This window comes from Acinetobacter sp. ANC 4178 (genome assembly GCF_004331175.1).
Taxonomy (GTDB): Bacteria; Pseudomonadota; Gammaproteobacteria; order Pseudomonadales; family Moraxellaceae; genus Acinetobacter.
In genome coordinates this window covers 189,037-209,362 of the sequence record NZ_SJOD01000002.1, presented here as the reverse complement: position 1 = coordinate 209,362, position 20,326 = coordinate 189,037, and the positions used below count along the sequence as shown (strand labels likewise).

The 20,326-nt window shown below is 42.8% G+C and carries 17 protein-coding genes, 2 tRNA genes and 3 rRNA genes; 11 read left to right on the top strand and 11 right to left on the bottom strand.

What is annotated here, in order from left to right:
• Nucleotides 1-125 precede the first annotated feature (125 nt).
• From E0H87_RS05295 to rrf, 5 genes are all read left to right on the top strand, one after another.
• Nucleotides 126-1,662: ribosomal RNA gene (locus E0H87_RS05295) — 16S ribosomal RNA — on the top strand.
• Nucleotides 1,663-1,723: 61 nt separating this feature from the next.
• A tRNA-Ile gene (locus E0H87_RS05290) sits at nucleotides 1,724-1,800 on the top strand.
• Nucleotides 1,801-1,871: 71 nt separating this feature from the next.
• Nucleotides 1,872-1,947: transfer RNA gene (locus E0H87_RS05285), tRNA-Ala, on the top strand.
• A gap of 339 nt (nucleotides 1,948-2,286) precedes the next feature.
• Nucleotides 2,287-5,180 (top strand): 23S ribosomal RNA (locus E0H87_RS05280).
• 180 nt (nucleotides 5,181-5,360) lie between these two features.
• Nucleotides 5,361-5,475, top strand: a 5S ribosomal RNA gene (rrf, locus tag E0H87_RS05275).
• The 16S, 23S and 5S rRNA genes sit together here with 2 tRNA genes alongside, the layout of an rRNA operon.
• Before the next feature lie 500 nt (nucleotides 5,476-5,975).
• On the opposite strand, the gene E0H87_RS05265 is transcribed toward rrf, so the two are convergent.
• Entirely contained in the window at nucleotides 5,976-6,845 is an 870-nt protein-coding gene (locus E0H87_RS05265) for an IS982 family transposase (RefSeq protein WP_131322941.1), read from the bottom strand.
• Nucleotides 6,846-7,453: 608 nt separating this feature from the next.
• On the bottom strand, nucleotides 7,454-8,836 hold the full coding sequence (locus tag E0H87_RS05260; RefSeq protein WP_131322648.1) for a dihydrolipoyl dehydrogenase: 1,383 nt from the start codon (nucleotides 8,834-8,836) through the stop codon (nucleotides 7,454-7,456).
• 151 nt (nucleotides 8,837-8,987) lie between these two features.
• On the opposite strand from E0H87_RS05260, the gene E0H87_RS05255 reads away from it, so the two are divergent.
• The gene (locus E0H87_RS05255) at nucleotides 8,988-11,006 is read left to right on the top strand and encodes a hypothetical protein (protein WP_131322647.1); all 2,019 of its coding nucleotides are present in this window, start codon (nucleotides 8,988-8,990) and stop codon (nucleotides 11,004-11,006) included.
• A 144-nt stretch (nucleotides 11,007-11,150) separates the two neighbouring features.
• On the opposite strand, the gene E0H87_RS05250 is transcribed toward E0H87_RS05255, so the two are convergent.
• Both E0H87_RS05250 and E0H87_RS05245 read right to left on the bottom strand, forming a co-directional pair.
• Nucleotides 11,151-11,576 (bottom strand): beta-lactamase hydrolase domain-containing protein, encoded by a 426-nt coding sequence (locus E0H87_RS05250; RefSeq protein ID WP_131322646.1) that lies wholly within the window; start codon nucleotides 11,574-11,576, stop codon nucleotides 11,151-11,153.
• Nucleotides 11,569-11,904: a TIGR01244 family sulfur transferase gene (locus E0H87_RS05245; protein WP_016166254.1), complete on the bottom strand. Its 336-nt coding sequence runs from the start codon at nucleotides 11,902-11,904 to the stop codon at nucleotides 11,569-11,571. The genes E0H87_RS05250 and E0H87_RS05245 overlap by 8 nt, the downstream gene beginning before the upstream one ends.
• Nucleotides 11,905-12,028: 124 nt before the next feature.
• Between E0H87_RS05245 and E0H87_RS05240 the strand changes: the two genes are divergently transcribed.
• From E0H87_RS05240 to E0H87_RS05230, 3 genes are all read left to right on the top strand, one after another.
• Nucleotides 12,029-12,928, top strand: a complete 900-nt coding sequence (locus E0H87_RS05240) for an alpha/beta hydrolase (RefSeq protein WP_131322645.1) — start codon at nucleotides 12,029-12,031, stop codon at nucleotides 12,926-12,928.
• Nucleotides 12,925-13,350, top strand: a complete 426-nt coding sequence (gene trxC, locus E0H87_RS05235; protein WP_131322644.1) for a thioredoxin TrxC — start codon at nucleotides 12,925-12,927, stop codon at nucleotides 13,348-13,350. Before E0H87_RS05240 ends, trxC begins: the two co-directional genes overlap by 4 nt.
• Before the next feature lie 88 nt (nucleotides 13,351-13,438).
• Nucleotides 13,439-13,807: an acyl-CoA thioesterase gene (locus tag E0H87_RS05230; protein ID WP_413773110.1), complete on the top strand. Its 369-nt coding sequence runs from the start codon at nucleotides 13,439-13,441 to the stop codon at nucleotides 13,805-13,807.
• Nucleotides 13,808-13,855: 48 nt separating this feature from the next.
• On the opposite strand, the gene E0H87_RS05225 is transcribed toward E0H87_RS05230, so the two are convergent.
• Both E0H87_RS05225 and E0H87_RS05220 read right to left on the bottom strand, forming a co-directional pair.
• A complete protein-coding gene (locus E0H87_RS05225; protein WP_131322643.1) occupies nucleotides 13,856-14,353 on the bottom strand; it encodes a DUF4442 domain-containing protein in 498 nt (165 codons plus the stop codon).
• 35 nt (nucleotides 14,354-14,388) lie between these two features.
• A complete protein-coding gene (locus tag E0H87_RS05220; protein WP_131322642.1) occupies nucleotides 14,389-14,877 on the bottom strand; it encodes a YajQ family cyclic di-GMP-binding protein in 489 nt (162 codons plus the stop codon).
• A 91-nt stretch (nucleotides 14,878-14,968) separates the two neighbouring features.
• Between E0H87_RS05220 and E0H87_RS05215 the strand changes: the two genes are divergently transcribed.
• Nucleotides 14,969-15,283, top strand: a complete 315-nt coding sequence (locus tag E0H87_RS05215) for a rhodanese-like domain-containing protein (protein ID WP_131265035.1) — start codon at nucleotides 14,969-14,971, stop codon at nucleotides 15,281-15,283.
• A 72-nt stretch (nucleotides 15,284-15,355) separates the two neighbouring features.
• Here E0H87_RS05215 and mnmC read toward each other — a convergent pair whose 3' ends face one another.
• The 4 genes from mnmC to E0H87_RS05195 are packed head-to-tail and all read right to left on the bottom strand — an operon-like array spanning nucleotide 15,356 to nucleotide 18,768.
• On the bottom strand, nucleotides 15,356-17,269 hold the full coding sequence (gene mnmC, locus E0H87_RS05210) for an FAD-dependent 5-carboxymethylaminomethyl-2-thiouridine(34) oxidoreductase MnmC (protein ID WP_131322641.1): 1,914 nt from the start codon (nucleotides 17,267-17,269) through the stop codon (nucleotides 15,356-15,358).
• Between the two features lie 33 nt (nucleotides 17,270-17,302).
• Nucleotides 17,303-17,818: a hypothetical protein gene (locus E0H87_RS05205; protein ID WP_131322640.1), complete on the bottom strand. Its 516-nt coding sequence runs from the start codon at nucleotides 17,816-17,818 to the stop codon at nucleotides 17,303-17,305.
• Nucleotides 17,819-17,823: 5 nt separating this feature from the next.
• Nucleotides 17,824-18,126, bottom strand: a complete 303-nt coding sequence (locus E0H87_RS05200) for a YciI family protein (protein ID WP_016166245.1) — start codon at nucleotides 18,124-18,126, stop codon at nucleotides 17,824-17,826.
• Between the two features lie 27 nt (nucleotides 18,127-18,153).
• Nucleotides 18,154-18,768 carry a septation protein IspZ gene (locus tag E0H87_RS05195; protein WP_131322639.1) on the bottom strand — a complete coding sequence of 205 codons (615 nt, stop codon included), beginning with the start codon at nucleotides 18,766-18,768 and terminating at the stop codon, nucleotides 18,154-18,156.
• Nucleotides 18,769-18,813: 45 nt separating this feature from the next.
• Here E0H87_RS05195 and E0H87_RS05190 point away from each other — a divergent pair, with 45 nt between their 5' ends.
• Complete coding sequence (locus tag E0H87_RS05190; protein WP_131322638.1) at nucleotides 18,814-19,665, top strand: PHP domain-containing protein; 852 nt, start codon at nucleotides 18,814-18,816, stop codon at nucleotides 19,663-19,665.
• Between the two features lie 8 nt (nucleotides 19,666-19,673).
• Here the strand turns inward: E0H87_RS05190 and E0H87_RS05185 are convergent, their stop codons facing one another.
• Complete coding sequence (locus E0H87_RS05185; protein WP_131322637.1) at nucleotides 19,674-20,297, bottom strand: glutathione S-transferase; 624 nt, start codon at nucleotides 20,295-20,297, stop codon at nucleotides 19,674-19,676.
• Between the last annotated feature and the right edge of the window lie 29 nt (nucleotides 20,298-20,326).

Sequence of the window (20,326 nt, the reverse complement as noted above, 5' to 3'; positions counted from 1 at the left end):
CTGATTGATCGATCGAAATTATTTTCATTGATTGATGGTAGAAATTACTCGAAGTTTATTTGAGAAATTGATGTCAGAAAATTGATGAGCCAAGATTGGCACCCTTTAAGGTGCTAGCAAGTATTAAACTGAAGAGTTTGATCATGGCTCAGATTGAACGCTGGCGGCAGGCTTAACACATGCAAGTCGAGCGGGGGAGGTTGCTTCGGTAACTGACCTAGCGGCGGACGGGTGAGTAATGCTTAGGAATCTGCCTATTAGTGGGGGACAACATTCCGAAAGGAATGCTAATACCGCATACGCCCTACGGGGGAAAGCAGGGGATCTTCGGACCTTGCGCTAATAGATGAGCCTAAGTCGGATTAGCTAGTTGGTGGGGTAAAGGCCTACCAAGGCGACGATCTGTAGCGGGTCTGAGAGGATGATCCGCCACACTGGGACTGAGACACGGCCCAGACTCCTACGGGAGGCAGCAGTGGGGAATATTGGACAATGGGGGGAACCCTGATCCAGCCATGCCGCGTGTGTGAAGAAGGCCTTTTGGTTGTAAAGCACTTTAAGCGAGGAGGAGGCTACCGAGACTAATACTCTTGGATAGTGGACGTTACTCGCAGAATAAGCACCGGCTAACTCTGTGCCAGCAGCCGCGGTAATACAGAGGGTGCGAGCGTTAATCGGATTTACTGGGCGTAAAGCGTGCGTAGGCGGCTGATTAAGTCGGATGTGAAATCCCTGAGCTTAACTTAGGAATTGCATTCGATACTGGTCAGCTAGAGTATGGGAGAGGATGGTAGAATTCCAGGTGTAGCGGTGAAATGCGTAGAGATCTGGAGGAATACCGATGGCGAAGGCAGCCATCTGGCCTAATACTGACGCTGAGGTACGAAAGCATGGGGAGCAAACAGGATTAGATACCCTGGTAGTCCATGCCGTAAACGATGTCTACTAGCCGTTGGGGCCTTTGAGGCTTTAGTGGCGCAGCTAACGCGATAAGTAGACCGCCTGGGGAGTACGGTCGCAAGACTAAAACTCAAATGAATTGACGGGGGCCCGCACAAGCGGTGGAGCATGTGGTTTAATTCGATGCAACGCGAAGAACCTTACCTGGTCTTGACATAGTAAGAACTTTCCAGAGATGGATTGGTGCCTTCGGGAGCTTACATACAGGTGCTGCATGGCTGTCGTCAGCTCGTGTCGTGAGATGTTGGGTTAAGTCCCGCAACGAGCGCAACCCTTTTCCTTATTTGCCAGCACTTCGGGTGGGAACTTTAAGGATACTGCCAGTGACAAACTGGAGGAAGGCGGGGACGACGTCAAGTCATCATGGCCCTTACGACCAGGGCTACACACGTGCTACAATGGTCGGTACAAAGGGTTGCTACCTAGCGATAGGATGCTAATCTCAAAAAGCCGATCGTAGTCCGGATTGGAGTCTGCAACTCGACTCCATGAAGTCGGAATCGCTAGTAATCGCGGATCAGAATGCCGCGGTGAATACGTTCCCGGGCCTTGTACACACCGCCCGTCACACCATGGGAGTTTGTTGCACCAGAAGTAGCTAGCCTAACTGTAAAGAGGGCGGTTACCACGGTGTGGCCGATGACTGGGGTGAAGTCGTAACAAGGTAGCCGTAGGGGAACCTGCGGCTGGATCACCTCCTTAACGAAAGATTGACGATTGGTAAGAATCCACAACAAGTTGTTCTTCATGACGATGTATCTGAGGGTCTGTAGCTCAGTTGGTTAGAGCACACGCTTGATAAGCGTGGGGTCACAAGTTCAAGTCTTGTCAGACCCACCAAATCTGACTAACGAAGCATTTGAATAAATGCTGAATACAGAAAAACAGAGACATTGACTTATTGATAAGCTGGGGACTTAGCTTAGTTGGTAGAGCGCCTGCTTTGCACGCAGGAGGTCAGGAGTTCGACTCTCCTAGTCTCCACCATCACATTGAGTGAAGTTGTTAGATTATAGAAATTAGTAAATAGAGATTGAAAAATCTTGGTTTATTAACTTCTGTGATTTATCACAGTTTCCTGACCTGACGAAGGCTGGAAAAATCATTAACAGAATATATTTGAGTTGAAATAATTTGTTCATACTCGTTGAAAGCGACATAGGCAACTATGAAGTGATTAGATGAGTTACTAGCGAAATTAACTGAATCAAGCGTTTTGGTATGTGAATTTGAATTGAAGCTGTACGGTGCTTAAGCGCACAGTACTTCAAACTGTAATGTTGAACGTTCTCACTTGTAGGAACGATCGACTGTTTGGGGTTGTATAGTCAAGTAATTAAGTGCATGTGGTGGATGCCTTGGCAGTCAGAGGCGATGAAAGACGTAATAGCCTGCGATAAGCTCCGGGGAGGCGGCAAATATCCTGTGATCCGGAGATTTCTGAATGGGGAAACCCACCTACTATAAGGTAGGTATTGCAACATGAATACATAGTGTTGCAAGGCGAACGAGGGGAAGTGAAACATCTCAGTACCCTTAGGAAAAGAAATCAATTGAGATTCCCTCAGTAGCGGCGAGCGAACGGGGAAAAGCCCATTAAGTCATATAAGTTCTAGTGGAATGCTCTGGGAAGTGCAACCATAGTGGGTGATAGTCCTGTACACGAAAGGGCTTATATGATGATGTCGAGTAGGGCGAGGCACGTGAAACCTTGTCTGAATATGGGGGGACCATCCTCCAAGGCTAAATACTCCTGACTGACCGATAGTGAACCAGTACCGTGAGGGAAAGGCGAAAAGAACCCCTGTGAGGGGAGTGAAATAGATCCTGAAACCGCATGCATACAAGCAGTGGGAGCCGACTAGTTCGGTGACTGCGTACCTTTTGTATAATGGGTCAGCGACTTACATTCAGTAGCAAGGTTAACCGCATAGGGGAGCCGTAGAGAAATCGAGTCTTAATAGGGCGTTTAGTTGCTGGGTGTAGACCCGAAACCAGGCGATCTATCCATGAGCAGGTTGAAGGTTGGGTAACACTAACTGGAGGACCGAACCCACTGTCGTTGAAAAGCCAGGGGATGACTTGTGGATAGGGGTGAAAGGCTAATCAAGCCTGGTGATAGCTGGTTCTCCCCGAAAGCTATTTAGGTAGCGCCTCGGACGAATACCATTGGGGGTAGAGCACTGTTTCGGCTAGGGGGTCATCCCGACTTACCAAACCGATGCAAACTCCGAATACCAATGAGTACTATCCGGGAGACAGACTGCGGGTGCTAACGTCCGTAGTCAAGAGGAAAACAATCCAGACCGCCAGCTAAGGCCCCAAAATTATAGTTAAGTGGGAAACGATGTGGGAAGGCATAGACAGCTAGGAGGTTGGCTTAGAAGCAGCCACCCTTTAAAGAAAGCGTAATAGCTCACTAGTCGAGTCGGCCTGCGCGGAAGATGTAACGGGGCTAAAACTATATGCCGAAGCTGCGGATTTGCAATTTATTGCAAGTGGTAGGGGAGCGTTCTGTAAGCCGATGAAGGTGTATTGAGAAGTATGCTGGAGGTATCAGAAGTGCGAATGCTGACGTGAGTAACGACAAAACGGGTGAAAAACCCGTTCGCTGAAAGACCAAGGGTTCCAGTCCAACGTTAATCGGGGCTGGGTGAGTCGACCCCTAAGGCGAGGCCGAGAGGCGTAGTCGATGGGAAATTGGTTAATATTCCAATACTTCTGTGTAATGCGATGAGAGGACGGAGAAGGTTAAGTCAGCCTGGCGTTGGTTGTCCAGGTGAAAGGTTGTAGGCATGTATCTTAGGCAAATCCGGGGTACTCTATGCTGAGAACTGATATCAAGCTGTACTTGTACAGTGAAGTGGCTGATACCATGCTTCCAGGAAAAGTCTCTAAGCTTCAGTTACACAGGAATCGTACCCGAAACCGACACAGGTGGTCAGGTCGAGTAGACCAAAGCGCTTGAGAGAACTCTGCTGAAGGAACTAGGCAAAATGGTACCGTAACTTCGGGAGAAGGTACGCTGTTGACGGTGATGGGATTTACTCCCTGAGCTATTGGCAGCCACAGAAACCAGGCCCCTGCAACTGTTTATTAAAAACATAGCACTCTGCAAACACGAAAGTGGACGTATAGGGTGTGATGCCTGCCCGGTGCTGGAAGGTTAATTGATGGGGTTAGCGTAAGCGAAGCTCTTGATCGAAGCCCCAGTAAACGGCGGCCGTAACTATAACGGTCCTAAGGTAGCGAAATTCCTTGTCGGGTAAGTTCCGACCTGCACGAATGGCATAATGATGGGGGCGCTGTCTCCAGCAGAGACTCAGTGAAATCGAATTCGCCGTGAAGATGCGGTGTACCCGCGGCTAGACGGAAAGACCCCGTGAACCTTTACTGCAGCTTGACATTGAACTTTGATCTTACTTGTGTAGGATAGGTGGGAGGCTTTGAAGTTGGAACGCTAGTTCCAATGGAGCCGTCCTTGAAATACCACCCTGGTAATATTGAGGTTCTAACTCTGTCCCGTTATCCGGGACGAGGACCATGTCTGGTGGGTAGTTTGACTGGGGCGGTCTCCTCCTAAAGAGTAACGGAGGAGTACGAAGGTGCGCTCAGCGTGGTCGGAAATCACGCGTAGAGTATAAAGGCAAAAGCGCGCTTAACTGCGAGACCCACAAGTCGAGCAGGTACGAAAGTAGGTCTTAGTGATCCGGTGGTTCTGTATGGAAGGGCCATCGCTCAACGGATAAAAGGTACTCTGGGGATAACAGGCTGATACCGCCCAAGAGTTCATATCGACGGCGGTGTTTGGCACCTCGATGTCGGCTCATCTCATCCTGGGGCTGAAGCAGGTCCCAAGGGTATGGCTGTTCGCCATTTAAAGAGGTACGCGAGCTGGGTTTAGAACGTCGTGAGACAGTTCGGTCCCTATCTACCGTGGGCGCTGGAAATTTGAGAGGATCTGCTCCTAGTACGAGAGGACCAGAGTGGACGAACCTCTGGTGTACCGGTTGTGACGCCAGTCGCATCGCCGGGTAGCTATGTTCGGAAGGGATAACCGCTGAAAGCATCTAAGCGGGAAGCCTACCTCAAGATAAGATTTCCCTAGGACTTTATGTCCTCTAAAGAGCCGTTGAAGACTACGACGTTGATAGGTTGGATGTGGAAGCATAGTGATATGTGAAGCTGACCAATACTAATTGCTCGTGAGGCTTGACTATACAACACCCAAACAGTTGGTGTTGTGGTTCAAATCAGCACAATCAACTTGATTTAGTTATAAAGCTAAGTACAATGTGCAAATTAAATTAACTCAGATGTTCTGTTAATAACTCATTTGACGAAAGTTAGGCATACACAATGTGTAAATAAGACCATAACCAATAGTCATAAACAGTTGTGCTGGCGACAATAGCAAGAGTGAACCACCTGATCCCTTCCCGAACTCAGAAGTGAAACCTCTTAGCGCTGATGGTAGTGTGGGGTTACCCATGTGAGAGTAAGTCATCGCCAGCTCATTAATTCAAACACCCCCTGGTCATCAGATCAGGGGGTGTTTCTCTATCTGGAAAATAATACTTTATTTCCACACAGATCCTGATAAACCATCGTAATGGGCAGAGGGTTTGGGGGGATTTCTTTAGGAATGAGCCTAATGACTAATAGCCTTAAGGCTCTTCTAGGGGAAGCTTTGAGACTTGGTTTGGTTCACTAATTCCTCCTTTAAAAGTAATCATTTCAGGTATAACCATCACCGTTGTTGTGCAATCATCTATAGCAACTACTTTAGTTTAGCGACGATCGGATTTGTGAGTACGGGAGTCCTGATTTTAAGCAGTGTAGGCGAGTCAGGTGATTCACTTAGAGCAAACTTTATTTGGGTTATAGCTGATGTTAGGGTGGTTGTTACAGTGGGCTGCATTTTGTTCGATTACCAGTGTAAAGTGGGTAGTAGTACATGTCATTTTTAATATAAACGAGTCCTGTTGCAGACCTTAGCTGAACCCGAATCCTGTTTAATCAGATGCTTCCATAAGCCGAATCATTGGCTTGTTCTGATGGCAGAGTTGATATGCACATAAAGAGGCATAAATGCTTGCCAAATAGCTGGCAACACTTCGAGCTTTGCTCGTGACTAAATTATATGTCCCTTTCAGTAAACTAAATAATGTCTCTATTTTATTGCGTTGTTTTAAGTGATATTCATCTTCTTTCGATAAATGAATTAACTGCACGTTTTTACGATGATAGGTAATTAAATCAATATCTTGATCTTTAAGCTTGCTTTTCAGCTCTTGACTAATATAGCCACGATCAGCATAAAGTTTTGCTGCTAGTCCTTCGACTAACTGCTCAACCATTTTGATATCTGCTATGTGTCCATTGGACAAAGCCGTTCCGATAATTTCACGAGACTGATTCATGATTAAATGTAATTTACAGCCAAAAAACCATCCCATTGAGCTTTTGCCACGCATAGCAATAGCTGATAAAGATTTATGGTGCTGAATACGCTGATTTTTACACACAGGTAGTGAGGTTGAATCAATCCATAGATAAGCACTTTGCTGATTTTTCATCAGAGCATAATGCAGGGCATGTAATGCGAGTTGATGTGATTGGATAAGATGAACCATTCGCTGATAACATGGATGACGTTTAAACAGATGACGATGATTGTGTTTTAAGGTTGCAAAGAATGCTTTGAAGTTATTGAAATGAGAGCATTTATACCAAATGGTGATGAATGCAATTTCAGAAATATGCAGTTGTGCACTTCGGATTCTTAGACGGAAATGGTTTTGTTTAAGAAATTTCCAGTAGATTGATTCAAATTTCTTAAAAAAATCATCAATGACACAGAATAATTGGGTACTATCAAGCATAAGGACTAGGGCTGTGAGTTTGGTGTGGTAACTCAACTGATGGCTCTAGTCCTTCTTTTTTCAAGGCAATGGCTTATCCGAGATTCGGGTTAGCTGAGATTTAACGCTTATTTATTAGATTTATTCATGAAGAGATTATTACATTAGTTATTAATACCAATGGGCTAGATGCAATCATAAGAAAAGTGGAATCTTATTTAGAGCATAATGGCTATACCACAATTTTTACATGATCAATAACATTTAATTCTGTTATTAAGGTTGGTGGTGTATATCAGAGTTTTAAACATGATTTACAAGAAGTTGCGCACGTTGAATTATTGAAAAAACAGCAAATATTGTAAGAATTACCTTTAGCGCTGGTTGCACATTTGGAACAGCAGATTGAATATTTAAAGATGTAACCTTTTCCAAAATTTCCGACAGATTTCGTGAATGATTTAATTTAATCATAACAAGTTAACAGTGAGCAACAAGAGTTTCTTCGTCAGAAGATTATCCATGCTTCAGTAAAACAACAATTAGCTGCTTTTCATGACTGAACAACGTTGGAATTGTTCATCTGATTGCCCGTATTCAGAGAGTCGCAGTCTGATTGAAACAAGATACTATTCAATAGTATTTAATTGGCGCCGAGCATGTTTAAGGGCAGTGCGTAATCCTTCTTCTAAGGTTGGGTGATAAAATGGTTTTTCAAGTAGCTGATCAAGTGTGCAGTCTTCAGAAATCATCCAACATAGTAAATGTGCTAAATGTTCGGCTGACGTCATCAGTAATTCTGCACCTAAAATTCTACGACTCTCTGTATGAACATAGATCTCGAGTGCACCATAATTTTTCCCTAATACTTGTGCTCGCCCTTGTCGGGCATAAGAAACATAACCTGTCACAAAAGGAATTTTACCGCTTTCAAGTTGCTTAAAACTTTGCCCAACAATAGCCATTTCTGGTTCACAGAATACAATTCCCAGTGGTATTAAATTTTTAATTTTATTAATTTTTTCTAAATTTAAGCAATTTAGAACCGCGCTTCGACCTTCATGCGCTGCTTCATGTTGAATAGGTGTATCGCTATGGGCATCACCCGCGATGAAAATAGGATATTGAGCGAGTTGTTTAGTCTCTGGATGAACAGGTAAGTTTTTGAGATCTGCAAATTGAGTATTTATATTTTCTAACTTTAAAGTGTCTAGTAAGGTACGACGCCCTGTGGCGACCAATAAATAATCTGTGACTAGATGGTGTTCTTGTCCATCTTCTTGATAGATAATCTGTACGCCATCTTTTGAATTTTGAACTTGATTGGGTAAAACTTCGAATTTGATTTCAATTTCTTGACTTAAAAGTTCTTGCGCCATTTTTTGTAATATTGGACTGGTTAATGTTCCGACTTTTCGACTACGTGCAAAGATCGTGGTTTTAACGCCTAAGCGCTGTAATGCTTGTGCGAGTTCAAGTGCAATGACACCACTGCCAATGACTGCGATAGATTGAGGTAATTGTTCCAATTCAAATACCTCATCCGAGGTAATTAGTTTTTGACCTAATTCTTGCTTCCACTGTGGGTCAAAACTTGGCGTTGATCCTACGGCCAGAATAAAGCTTCGTGCTTGATAGTACTTTTGATTAACTTCAATCGTGGAGGCATCAACAAAGTGAGCTTGGCCTGATATTTTATGGGCTGAATTCCAACGAGCGACATCTTTTAACGCGGCTTGTGTAAATTGATTTCTTAATTCTTGTATATGCAACATGATTTTTTTAGAATCAAGGTTTAGATGAGTTGTTACACCAACTTTATTTAATGCTTGTGCATCATGCAGTTGATTTGCTACAGAGATTAGTACTTTACTAGGCATACAACCAACGCGTGCGCAGGTAGTATCCCAAGAACCATAATTCACAATTAAAATATTTGATGTGTGTTTGATTGCTTCTTTATAAGCAGCTTGTCCAGCTGTTCCCGCACCAATAATAATGATGTCGTACATAGTGTATATTATTTAAATAATTGCTCTTCAGATTAACATAGTAAAACATTTGATTTGGCTTTGTTTACATAAAGCTACTTCTATGGTTTCATACTGCAAATTAACAATTTTAATGACGACTTTTGAACAAAATAATGTTCGGGGAATTTTGATGAATAATAAACAGATTGGGTTAAAACTATCGACTATTACACTATGTGTTTTGCTAGCAAGTTGTGGTGGAGGGGGAAGTGATGGGTATTTTGGAAATAATAATTCAGGGGGGAACTCAACTGGTGGAGGCACCTCAACTTCTGCAGTAAACATTGGAAATATTTCGCTTTATGATGTTAACAATAAAGCTACAGCAGCTGTAACTATTGCTGGGGCTACAGCATCTGTTAAAGTAACAGATTCATCTGGCAAGGGTATTAGCGGTGCTTTAGTCAAATTTACGGGTGGCGGTGTAGAGTTTAGTACCTCTAATGGTGCTGTATTAACAAATGCTGAGGGTATTGCTAGCATTGCAATTAAACCAGCTAATATTACAGACACTGGAAGTTATCAACTTTCGGCAACAGCCGAATATGATGGAAAAACAGCCACATCAAATCCTTATTACTTTACGCTTCAAGCTGCGAATATTCTTTTTGCAAACCTTTCTGCTACGAATGCTATACTAGAGTCAGGCGCATCGACAAATATTAACTTGAAAACTCAAGATGCGAGCACTGGTGAAAATCAAAATAATGTGACGGTGAACTTCACAACTAGCTGTGGTACCTTTGATAATTCTTCTGTAGTTTCCTCAAATCAGGGTGATGTAACTTCAACTTATAAAGCGATTGATGCTAATGGTAAACTTTGTGAAGGTACACAAACGATTACAGTAAGTGGAAGTAATGGTGCTATCTCTAAAACAATCAGCGTAAATATTGCCGCAATTGAAGCTAATTCCCTAGTTTATACATCAGATGCTGTTAATTTGGGTATTCAAAGTAGTGGTTCAGCATCAAGCGGTCAAATTGAGTTTACAGTATATGCAAATGGTGTACCTGCCTCGAATAAAGATGTCAATATTGAATTGGTACGCGGTCCAGAAGGGCTGAGCTTTGTTACGTTTGGCAACAAAACAGCGAAAACATTAAAAAGTGATTCAAGTGGTAAAATTGTAGTTAATCTGTACCCTGGTAATAAACCAGGTCCTGTTGAAATAAAGGGGACATTAGCTTCCAATCCTAATGTTTATGCTTTATCTAAAAATGTTGCTATCTCAACTGGACGTGTAACACAAAATGGCTTAAGTATATCTGTCTCTAAGAATTCACTGCAAAATGATACAGATGGTGATACTGCGATAGTCACCGCTCGTATGGTTGATCGTGTGGGTAACCCTGTCCCAGATGGTACAGTGATCAGTTTCCTTGCAGAAGGTGGAAGTATTACGCCTAATTGTGCATCAAAAGCAGGTGCATGTTCAGTGACATTAGCAACACAGAATCCTCGTCCTGTGGACAATCGCGTAACCGTTTTAGCTTATGTTGAGGGCGATAAATCATTTATTGATGTTGATGGGGACAACGTCTATAACACTGCCGTTGATAAGCTAGAAGATAAATTTGGAAATAGCACGAACATTGGTGATTTTTTCCGTGATGATAATGAAGACAATACATATAATGCAAACTTAGGTGAATTCATCTATAAGCGTGGTGAAACGGGAACTTGTGGGGCGTCTTCAATGACACAGCCGAATGTTGTTGGAACATGCGACACAAATTTAGATGCTGTAATTCGTCAACAACTTATTTTTGCATTTGCCAGTGATACACCTACTTTTTATGGTGTATCAGGTGTGAATACTATTATGACTGATATTACATCTAATATTTTTACCTTCCAAGTTTATGGAAATAGCGCTAAAACGGTACCAATGCCATCAGGAACAACAGTAGCTGTTACAGTGAAAGACAATACTGATAATAATTTGGATTGTGAAGCAGATATCTTGTCAGGCGAGGTGAAAGTACCAAGCGTTGTTGCAATGTTAACACCTTCAACTTTTCCACTAGATTCAAATGAAGGGGTTAAATATGAGGCACGATTACAAAAATGTGTAGTAGGTGATGACGTCAAAATTACGATCACTACTCCAAATAAGATAACAACTAGAACAATAACACTCAATTAATATAAAAAACAGCGCTTCGGCGCTGTTTTTTTATTTTTAGGGAGTACTTAAATGGATGTTCCAACACTCACCCCAACCGTAGGACGTACATTCATAGAACTACAAGCTGGTAGGATTAAAGTACAGAGGACAACGATCAATAATTTATTCATGCAACAAACCTTGTTTACGTGCTTCATTAAATAACTCGCTTGAGCGATGTCCACTCTTGCAAATCATCAAAATCGGTTTTGGAAGTTCGTTATAGTACTTGGCAAATTCGAGAATATCTGTTTGCGTAATTTTACCGTTTTCAATGGGTTGGTAAATGACGCTCACCTGTGACTGTTCAGCAATATTGCGCAATTGACTGACCGCAATATTATTTCCCACCTCTTGATCTGGTCGATTTACAATTACAGATTTAAACCCTTGTTTTAAAAGTAATTGAAATGACTTTTCATTGAGTTGACCCGATACAGTCAAATCTTCACTCAGCACTCTTGCAGGGAGATTTTTTTGTGCAAATACAGATGAATGACTTAAGAGACAACCGCATAAGAGACAAGCTGAAGTAAGTTGTTTAATCATCCAGCAAATCCATTTGCTTTGCCAGTTGGTACAAGTTATTAGAACGATTGCCTGTACGACAAAACATTAAAACAGGTTTTGGAAGTTCATTAAAATGATTGGCAAAAGTACGTACATCAAGCTCGGTAATTTGACCAGCAACCACAGGTTGATAGACATAGTCGAGTCCTGCAACGCGCGCAGCTTCTTCAATTTGAGCACTGGTCGGTTGCTCTGGTCCACCTTCCATGTCTGGACGGTTGTTGATAATAGATTTGAATCCTTTCTCGACAACTTGTTCTACATGTTCAGGGCCGATTTGACCTGCGAAGCCTACATTTTCGCTCATTGTGTCACTCCATCATCCAATTAAACAATATATGCTTTATGATAGCATTAAGCAGATTCGACAGTTGAATCTGTTGAAATTTTTATAAATGATTACAACCATAAAATAACGTACTGGAGCGCGTATGCACGCTTACACGGTCGAGCCTTTATATGTCAAAAGTGGTCAGGAAGTACTTGCGGCAGATTTTTATCGGCCCAAAACGGAACAGAAACCTGCTGTTATATTGATGGCACATGGCTTGGCGGGCTTACGTCAGTTTAAATTAGTGCAATATGCAAAACAATTTGCACAAGCGGGCTATGCGGTGGTGTTATTTGATTATCGCTATTGGGGCGGCAGTACGGGTCGACCACGGGAGTTGGTCTCTATTGGTTCACAGTTAGAAGATTGGCGAACGATGATTGCACATCTCCAAGAACGAAAGTCGATTGATTCACGACGGATTATTTTGTGGGGAACGGCACTCAGTGGTGGTTATGTACTCAGTTTGGCCAGCGAGCTGAAAAATATTCAAGCGGTGATGGTGCAAGTCCCAATGGTTGATGGCAGTGAACTTACTAAGCTTTATCCTATTCCTCAACTATCCAAAGCACTAAAAATTTCCAGTCAGGATTATATGGGCGGAAAAGTAGGGATGAGTGCTAAAACCTTGCCTGTCGTGAGTCCAGCTGATCTCAGCTTTATGCCGACAGAAGATAGTTATTCAGGTTATTTGTCGATTGTTCATCCTGACTACTTCTGGAGTGGCGAAATTCCAGCGCGCGTCTTTTTTAAGTTGATTCGTTATCGTCCTATTCAGGAAGTCCGTAAAATCAACATTCCAGTGTTATTTATTGCGGCCAAAGAAGACAGTTTATTTCCAATCGCTTCCAGTCGTGAAGCAGCCACCAATATCGCACCATTCGTACAATATTATGAATGGGAGATGAAACATTTCGATATTTATCATCATCCATGGTTTGAAAAAGCCATTTCGACCCAATTAGAATTCTTACACCAACACATTGGAGTCAGCTCATGATTATTGTATGCCCCTCTTGTTTAGCGAAAAATCGTGTCCCTGAAGAAAAAATAGAAGCGCAGCCTAGCTGTGGTCAGTGCCATCAACCTTTGATTCCCTTAGCTCCTATTGATTTGAATGAACAAAATTTTAGTCAGTTTATCACGCACAGTGATTTACCTATTTTGATTGATTTATGGGCAGACTGGTGTGGACCGTGTAAAATGATGGCTCCTCATTTCGCAGCCGTGGCAAAACAGAACCCTCGTGTGATTTTTGCCAAAATTAATACTGAAGAATCTCCTCGTCTAAGTAGCGCTTTTCATGTGCGCAGTATTCCAACCCTAGTGTTGATGAATAAAACCAATGAAATTGCTAGAATAAGCGGTGCGCTTAGATCGAGTGAACTACAACAGTGGCTAGATCAACATTCAAATGTCTAATGCCTAGTCAAAGCACAATAGGCTTGGAGAAATCGTGTCAGATATTCATGTGAAACCAGAAGGGACGTTATCCCTTCAAACCATTGCGATGCCAGCAGATACCAACTGGAGTGGCGATGTATTTGGTGGCTGGATTGTGTCACAAATGGACTTGGCGGGAGCAATCCATGCAGAACGCTTTAGTAAAGGGCGCTGTGCAACTATTTCAATTAATCAAATGACTTTTCTGGTGCCAGTAAAAGTTGGGGATGTGATTAGTTGCTATACCAAAATTTTGAAAGTCGGCAATACTTCAATTCAAATGCAAATTGAAGTTTGGGATAGCCATGATAGCTCACGTGAGGCAAAACGCGTGACAGAGGGCGTATTCACTTTTGTTGCGGTGGATGTAAAAGGCAACAAACGTCAAATTCCTGAAGAAGTGAAGCAGAAATTTATGGAAGCCCAATCGGCTTAAGTGTGAATAAAAAAACCAGCACATTGCTGGTTTTTTTATGCCTCTATTTTAAGCCGACTTGCGCTTAGGTAACCAAGCCCAAAGCATTTGGCATTGAATCGGTTCATTGCCTGCATCATCAATCACCGTCACAGGAATCAGTAATTCCCCTTTTTCCTGTTCAGCAATCAACTTCTGCTGTTCTGGGCTTAAGCTTGCGGTGGCAGTAAGCCCGCCTTGAGCGACTTTTAAATAATCGACATGTAGGGTTTTAATCAGCAAAATTCGATGATCTGGCACATGCAGGCCTGTTAAAAAACCTGTGGCCGTTTCTGCCAACAACGCCATGGCTGCTGCATGTACGCCTTTAATGTGGTTTTGCATATTGCGTTGATTTTCTATACGCACCACCACATGCTGTTGATCGACTTCCAGATAACGAATATTGGCTGTGCCCACCATAGGCACAATACGACCAAAGGCTTTGCTCCAAAGGGTACTTCGAATCCCTTGCGGAAATTTCGATGTCGCTTTGACCAGTTTGGATAAACGATTACTTTGTGTCATATCATACCTCTAGATGTTAGGGGGATGGTCTCACATTAGTCTTTAAAATTATTAAATTGCAATGGAAGCCCAAATTGTTGTTCACGCAAGAAATTCATGACTTGCTGTAAAGTGTCGCGCTTTTTATCAGTCACGCGAATTTTGTCGCCTTGAATTGAAGATTGCGCTTTAATGCCGCTTTCTTTAATGGCTTTATTAATTTTTTTTGCAGTATCAGAGTCAAGGCCATCTTTCAGTTTGATCACTTGAATCACATTTTTACCTGAAGCCGTGGCTTTTTGTGGATCTAAAGCTTGTACATCGACTTTGCGTTTATAAAAATGGTTTTCCAGCATGCTATAGACTTGCTCACATTGGAAATCACTTTCGGTACTAATTTTAATTTCTTTAGACTTTTCATTGAGTTCAATAGAAACATCTTGTCCGCGGAAGTCAAAACGCGTCGCAATTTCTTTTTGCGTGTTCTGAACTGCATGATTTACTTCAAAAATCTCTAATTCTGAAACAATATCGAAAGATGGCATGGAATAGACCTTTACAAAGGGAAAGAATATCTGAGATGCTAGGGATGTTTTCTTCATTTGCCAAGTGTTGTTTACATCAAAGGAGTGCGCAATGATCCGTAAACAAGAAATTACAACATTTGAGTTCCCAGACGATGCCATTATCTGGGATGTCCGTGATGCAAGTGCTTATGCTGAAGCCCACGTTAAAGGTGCGGTAAATCAGCCAATTACAGGCTTGTCAGCAGATTGTTTGACTCAGGTGTCTGCGGATCAGACCATTTACATTTTATGTGGTGGCGGAAGTAAGGCGCCACGTGCGGCTGAACTTCTTGATGGTTTAGATGATTCACGTGAGTATGTTGTGCTGATGGGAGGTACCCGAGCGGCACGTGATGCAGGTTTACCTTTAGAACAAGGAACCTGATTCAAAAAAAAGCGCCTTATGGCGCTTTTTTCATAAATGAAGAAGAGAAAACAACACTGATATAAAAGAGAGTTAATTTTCAGTCTGTGCATTCGGATGAGCTTTAAAATAGGGTTTCTTTGGTTTAGATTTTTTTACAAAACGTTGAATATCCAACTTTTTCAAAAGTGGGCTCGGAATAGGGCAAGCTTCTGAAAGAATTGTTGCAGCCAAAATTTCACTACACAGTGGTGCGAATAAAAAACCTTTAGAGCCTAATCCCGCCAAGCTATAAATTTCTTTAGTCTGATCCAAGCGACCCAGTACAGGGAAATAATCATTGGTCTGTGCACGGACAGACGCGCGACCTTGCCAGGTTGAGGTTGGAGGCAAGGAATGTGCATAATTGGGGAACACACTGTGGATAAAATTGAAGTTATGCACATGGTCTTCTGCGAGCACTTCACAATCATCCCGATGAGGATAAAAGGATGCGCCCAGAATTAAATGCTCAGCATCAAGCTGCATACAATAGCCACCATAGCTATAGGCTTGATCGGCAGCTAAAGTTTGCGTCTGATTGTTGACCCAACTGACCTGACCCCGAATGGGTTTGAGTTGGGGATAATGTTCAAAAAAAGCTTGGCTGTTGCGCGCACAGCACACAATCACATGATCAAAATCACCCAGACACTGATTCTGTGTATCAAAGATCTGGACAGTTGGATTGGAACTGAAGTTCTTGATGGTGGCTTGCTGAAACTGAATCAGCGGATGTTGCAGAATTTGATCGCGTAGCGCATGTGGAGAAACCACACCTGCCTGTAATAGATTTAAGCTCGGAAACTCTGTTGCAATGGCACAGTCCTGTGCCGTTGAGGTGTTCAGCACTTGTTCAGGATATTCAGTGGCTAAGCTCAATAAATCTTCCGCATTTTTTAATGCCATCTGATTGACTTGAATTGGGCGAAATGCCTGAAATTGGGCATAGTGGCGCAGTGCATGTTGCCATGCCAGGGTCATCAAGTGTTCATGACTTTGCTCAATTGGACACAATTTAGGATTGAGTAAAGCCAAGGGGTTTCCCGAACCGCCAGCGAGTGGTGCACTTTGGTCATATAGGGTGACCTGATGTCCACGTTGGGCAAAGGCCCAAGCACAGCTTAAACCTGCAATGCCAGCACCGACAATCGCGATTTGACGTTGCTTCGGGTGCATCACGTCAATTGGATTGAGTGCTGTGGTATGAGCAGCATCATTTTCTGATGTGGATTCTGGTTGTAACCAACAGGCTTTGAGCATTTCCCGTTTATGACCAAAACCACGTGGACGAGTGATCTGAATACCATGTTGTTTTAGCCCACGTTTTAATACGCCCGCGACACTGAATGAGGCAAAAGTCGTTCCATAATCGGAGAGTCGCACGATATGATTCAAGACTTGTTCTTGCCACATATCAGGATTGCAAGCAGGTGCAAAACCATCTAAGAACCACGCATTAAGGGGATGCATTTTTTCCATTTGTGGAAAAACATCATGCGCATCGCCTAGCCAAAGATCAAGGCTAAAGCGTTCTTCAGGAAAATTTAGGCGATGACAACCCGCAAGCGGTAAGGGATATTGTTGAATCAGTTGATCGGCCAATGGTTTGAGTTCAGGCCAAGCATTTAAGGCACGAATTAAATCGGGTTTGGCAAGCGGAAACTTTTCCACACTGATGGCATGTAAATGGCTATGGTTATCGGGGCGACATTGTTGCCACATTTGCCACAGCGCCAGAATATTTAAGCCCGTACCAAAGCCTGTTTCCCCAACAGAAAAATATTGGTAGTCACTTAGATTTGCCAGACGCAGGCTCAGGTCATTGCCATGTAAAAACACATGACGCGTTTCTAATAAACCATTGTCTTTAGAAAAATAAACATCGCCAAATTGTTTAGAAACAGGCACCTCGATGCCATCGACGAGATGCCAATCGAGATCGGCCGTTTGTATTGCATGTGACAAAAGCAGCAACCTATATGATTTAAGCGTAGAAAATTACCATTGGCGCCGACGTTTCGTCTGTGCATAGCTGGCAATTAAGAAACCCAATAGTACGCCAACGGCAAGTGTAACAGCGCCATAAATAAACATCTGGGCACTACGTTCACTTTGTAGCACTTGCACTTGAACACCTAAACTATCATTTTTTAATTGTAATTCTTGATTTTGTGCCAATGCTTCTAAATTGGCCTTTTCCAATTGTTGTAGGCGTACGGATTGGTCTTTGACCAAAGCTTTGATTTTTAAATCTTGTAAGGCTTTATTTTTGGCAAGTTGTTCCGCCGTAAGGGGTTGAACCTCTTGCGGCTGTCCGTTGGGATTTACTGTTGCTACAGCAGGAATCACGCGTGGTTTGTCCGCAGGAAGGGTTTGTGGTGGCGCTGTCGGTGCTTGTGCAGTAGGGGCAGCAGGGGCTACAGCAGGAACTGGAGAAGTTGTTGCAGGTTCTACCGCCCAAGCCGTAGAACACAATAAAGAAAGACCCAGTAAACTAGGAACAACAGCGCGCATGAACTTTATCCTTTAGGAAACGCTTTGTTAAAAGGTTTAACCTCAATTTGAGCATAGACGCCTTCTTTCAAGAAAGGCTCATCTTGTAGCCAAGTATCGAGTGCTTCACGGCTGTCAAAATCAACAATAATGGTACTGCCGTAAAAACCTGCTTGTGGATTGCTCGGGTCTTTAGGCATTGCACCTGCAACAATTAAGCGGCCTTCAGCATCTAATTGCTCTAAACGTGCGAGATGTTGAGGGCGTACCGCAAGGCGTTTTTCTACAGTACCGTCTTGATCGGTACAAGTCACAACAAATAATGGCATGATGATTCTCTGCGCGCGAAACGAATATTAATCTTCAGAAGACTTAAAATGTTTACGTAATACAATAAACTGGATAATGATAAAGGAAAACATCACCAGCATGTCACCAAAAGCGGTAAATTCGCCCCAATATTTTCCATTCATAAATAAGAAAGCAAAAAAGACATGTAAGCCAGACATGACCGCAAACATGGCTGCCCAAGCATAATTGAGTCTTTTCCAGCCCAGTTCACCCAAATTAAAAATAGGGGCAAATAAGCGTTTGATGAGTGGACTACGGTCTTTACTAAAATACGGGGATAACAGGAAAGCACCTGCGAAGACTATATTTAACAATGCTGCTTTAAGACGAATATAGAAGTCATCACTGAGCATGAGGGTAATGCCACCAAAAATGACCGTCATAAACAACACAATCCACTGTTGTTTGTCTAAACGGAATTTTTGCATGACGAACAATGCGCCATAAACCACCAGCATGGAAAGAATTAAGCCCGTTGTTGCCACTAAAATATTATTATTGTCTACACCACCCGAGGAACCGATCAATTGGAGTAACGGATGCTGGGTATCTTTCGGATCTACAGTCTTATATAAATAAAAGAAAATAATGAGTGGCACAAAGTCTAAAAGTGCTTTCATGTTAGAGTATCTGAATCTGTTTAATAAAGTGGCTTAGTATAAGTGATGCTTGGCGTAGATTTACATACACATAGTAATATTTCTGATGGAACTTTGTCACCGGAGCAACTGGTGCATGCTGCGCATGAAAAAGGCATCCATACGCTGGCATTGACCGATCACGATACTATGGATGGCTTGGCATTGGCAGAACGCACTGCACAAGCTTATGGCATGAAGCTCATCTCTGGGGTGGAAATTTCCAGCCAATGGTCACGTCCAGCCACTCAGAAAAGTTATAGCGTCCATATTGTCGCACTGAACATGCAGCATCCTGAGCCTTTGCTTGCCGTGTTAGAACAACAGAAACAGATTCGAGCCGAACGTGCTGCGCAGATTTGTACCTTGCTTACACCTTTGATTGGTCAGGATATTTATGCAGATGTACTGGCTAAGGTTGAGGGTGAGGCAGATCGCATCACGCGAACCCACATTGCGAAAACCTTGGTGGAAAAGCGAATCGTCAGTCGTGTACAACAAGCGTTTGATAAATATATTAAAGAAGGCAAGAAGGCCTATGTAAAGTTTGATGGATTAGGACTTGAAGAAACTATTCAAGCGATTCATGCCAGTGGTGGCTTTGCAGTTCTGGCACATCCAACCCGATATGACTTGTCTGCGACCAATGTCCGTTATTTAATTGAATTGTTTGCACAATCAGGTGGGGATGCTGTGGAATTACCACCGAAAATTGATCCACCTGCGACCCGCCAAATGGTGGATCGTATGATTGAGGAACAGGGTTTAAAAGTGTCTGTGGGCAGTGATTTTCATGGTGAAAATATGCCGTGGGTTAAACTGGGGCATATTCCTGTTATGAAAGTAGGGCAAGTCGGGATTTGGGAACTTTTTCAGTAAATGCTGAATTAGTTTTGACCATTATTGCCCCATTTTAAGTAAGGCTCTCTTTGACTGAGAAGGTCGTAGTAGCGTTTTACATGTGGACAGTCAGGTTTCTCAAATGGTGTTAGATACCAACGCTGTACAGAAAGCCCAATTGGAATATCTGCCAATGAAAACTGCTGACCCGCGACATACGCCTGAGTGTTTGCGAGTTGGTTTTCTAAAATGAGCATCATGCTATTCCACGCTTGAATACTTTTTTCAACTTCCTTCTGATCTTGATGTTCAGGAGAGTTCCGAATAATGTGCATCAGGGCATAGACCCAACTGTTATTGAGCTCAATCCCTTGCCAATCAATCCATTGATCAATCAGTGCACGTGTTTTTGGCTCTGTTGGATAAAGTGCTGAACCACCATAAGCATTGGCCAAGTAACGAATAATCGAATTCGATTGCCAAAGAATCAACTCATCATCAATGAGTACAGGAATGGTGGCGTTCGGGTTTAATTGTACAAATTCTTGTTCTTTCGGGGAGCGGAAGCCACGACCCCAATCTTCACGCTGGTAAGGTAAATGTAATTCATCACATAACCAGAGGACTTTTCTGACATTGATGGAATCTGTTCGTCCTAAAATTTTAATCATATTTTGACTCCTGATCTTGATTTTTAAAT

What these genes read in the sequence shown, in the direction of transcription:
- E0H87_RS05200 (WP_016166245.1), bottom strand. Translation starts at nt 18,126, where the DNA reads ATGCCATTATTTGTTGTGACTTGTACCGATCAAGACGGTACTGTAGAA.
- E0H87_RS05185 (WP_131322637.1), bottom strand. Translation starts at nt 20,297, where the DNA reads ATGATTAAAATTTTAGGACGAACAGATTCCATCAATGTCAGAAAAGTC.
- E0H87_RS05250 (WP_131322646.1), bottom strand. Translation starts at nt 11,576, where the DNA reads ATGATTAAACAACTTACTTCAGCTTGTCTCTTATGCGGTTGTCTCTTA.
- E0H87_RS05260 (WP_131322648.1), bottom strand. Translation starts at nt 8,836, where the DNA reads ATGTACGACATCATTATTATTGGTGCGGGAACAGCTGGACAAGCTGCT.
- E0H87_RS05205 (WP_131322640.1), bottom strand. Translation starts at nt 17,818, where the DNA reads ATGCGCGCTGTTGTTCCTAGTTTACTGGGTCTTTCTTTATTGTGTTCT.
- E0H87_RS05265 (WP_131322941.1), bottom strand. Translation starts at nt 6,845, where the DNA reads ATGCTTGATAGTACCCAATTATTCTGTGTCATTGATGATTTTTTTAAG.
- E0H87_RS05190 (WP_131322638.1), top strand. Translation starts at nt 18,814, where the DNA reads ATGCTTGGCGTAGATTTACATACACATAGTAATATTTCTGATGGAACT.
- E0H87_RS05240 (WP_131322645.1), top strand. Translation starts at nt 12,029, where the DNA reads ATGCACGCTTACACGGTCGAGCCTTTATATGTCAAAAGTGGTCAGGAA.
- E0H87_RS05195 (WP_131322639.1), bottom strand. Translation starts at nt 18,768, where the DNA reads ATGAAAGCACTTTTAGACTTTGTGCCACTCATTATTTTCTTTTATTTA.
- E0H87_RS05215 (WP_131265035.1), top strand. Translation starts at nt 14,969, where the DNA reads ATGATCCGTAAACAAGAAATTACAACATTTGAGTTCCCAGACGATGCC.
- trxC (WP_131322644.1), top strand. Translation starts at nt 12,925, where the DNA reads ATGATTATTGTATGCCCCTCTTGTTTAGCGAAAAATCGTGTCCCTGAA.
- E0H87_RS05255 (WP_131322647.1), top strand. Translation starts at nt 8,988, where the DNA reads ATGAATAATAAACAGATTGGGTTAAAACTATCGACTATTACACTATGT.
- E0H87_RS05230 (WP_413773110.1), top strand. Translation starts at nt 13,439, where the DNA reads ATGCCAGCAGATACCAACTGGAGTGGCGATGTATTTGGTGGCTGGATT.
- E0H87_RS05245 (WP_016166254.1), bottom strand. Translation starts at nt 11,904, where the DNA reads ATGAGCGAAAATGTAGGCTTCGCAGGTCAAATCGGCCCTGAACATGTA.
- E0H87_RS05220 (WP_131322642.1), bottom strand. Translation starts at nt 14,877, where the DNA reads ATGCCATCTTTCGATATTGTTTCAGAATTAGAGATTTTTGAAGTAAAT.
- E0H87_RS05225 (WP_131322643.1), bottom strand. Translation starts at nt 14,353, where the DNA reads ATGACACAAAGTAATCGTTTATCCAAACTGGTCAAAGCGACATCGAAA.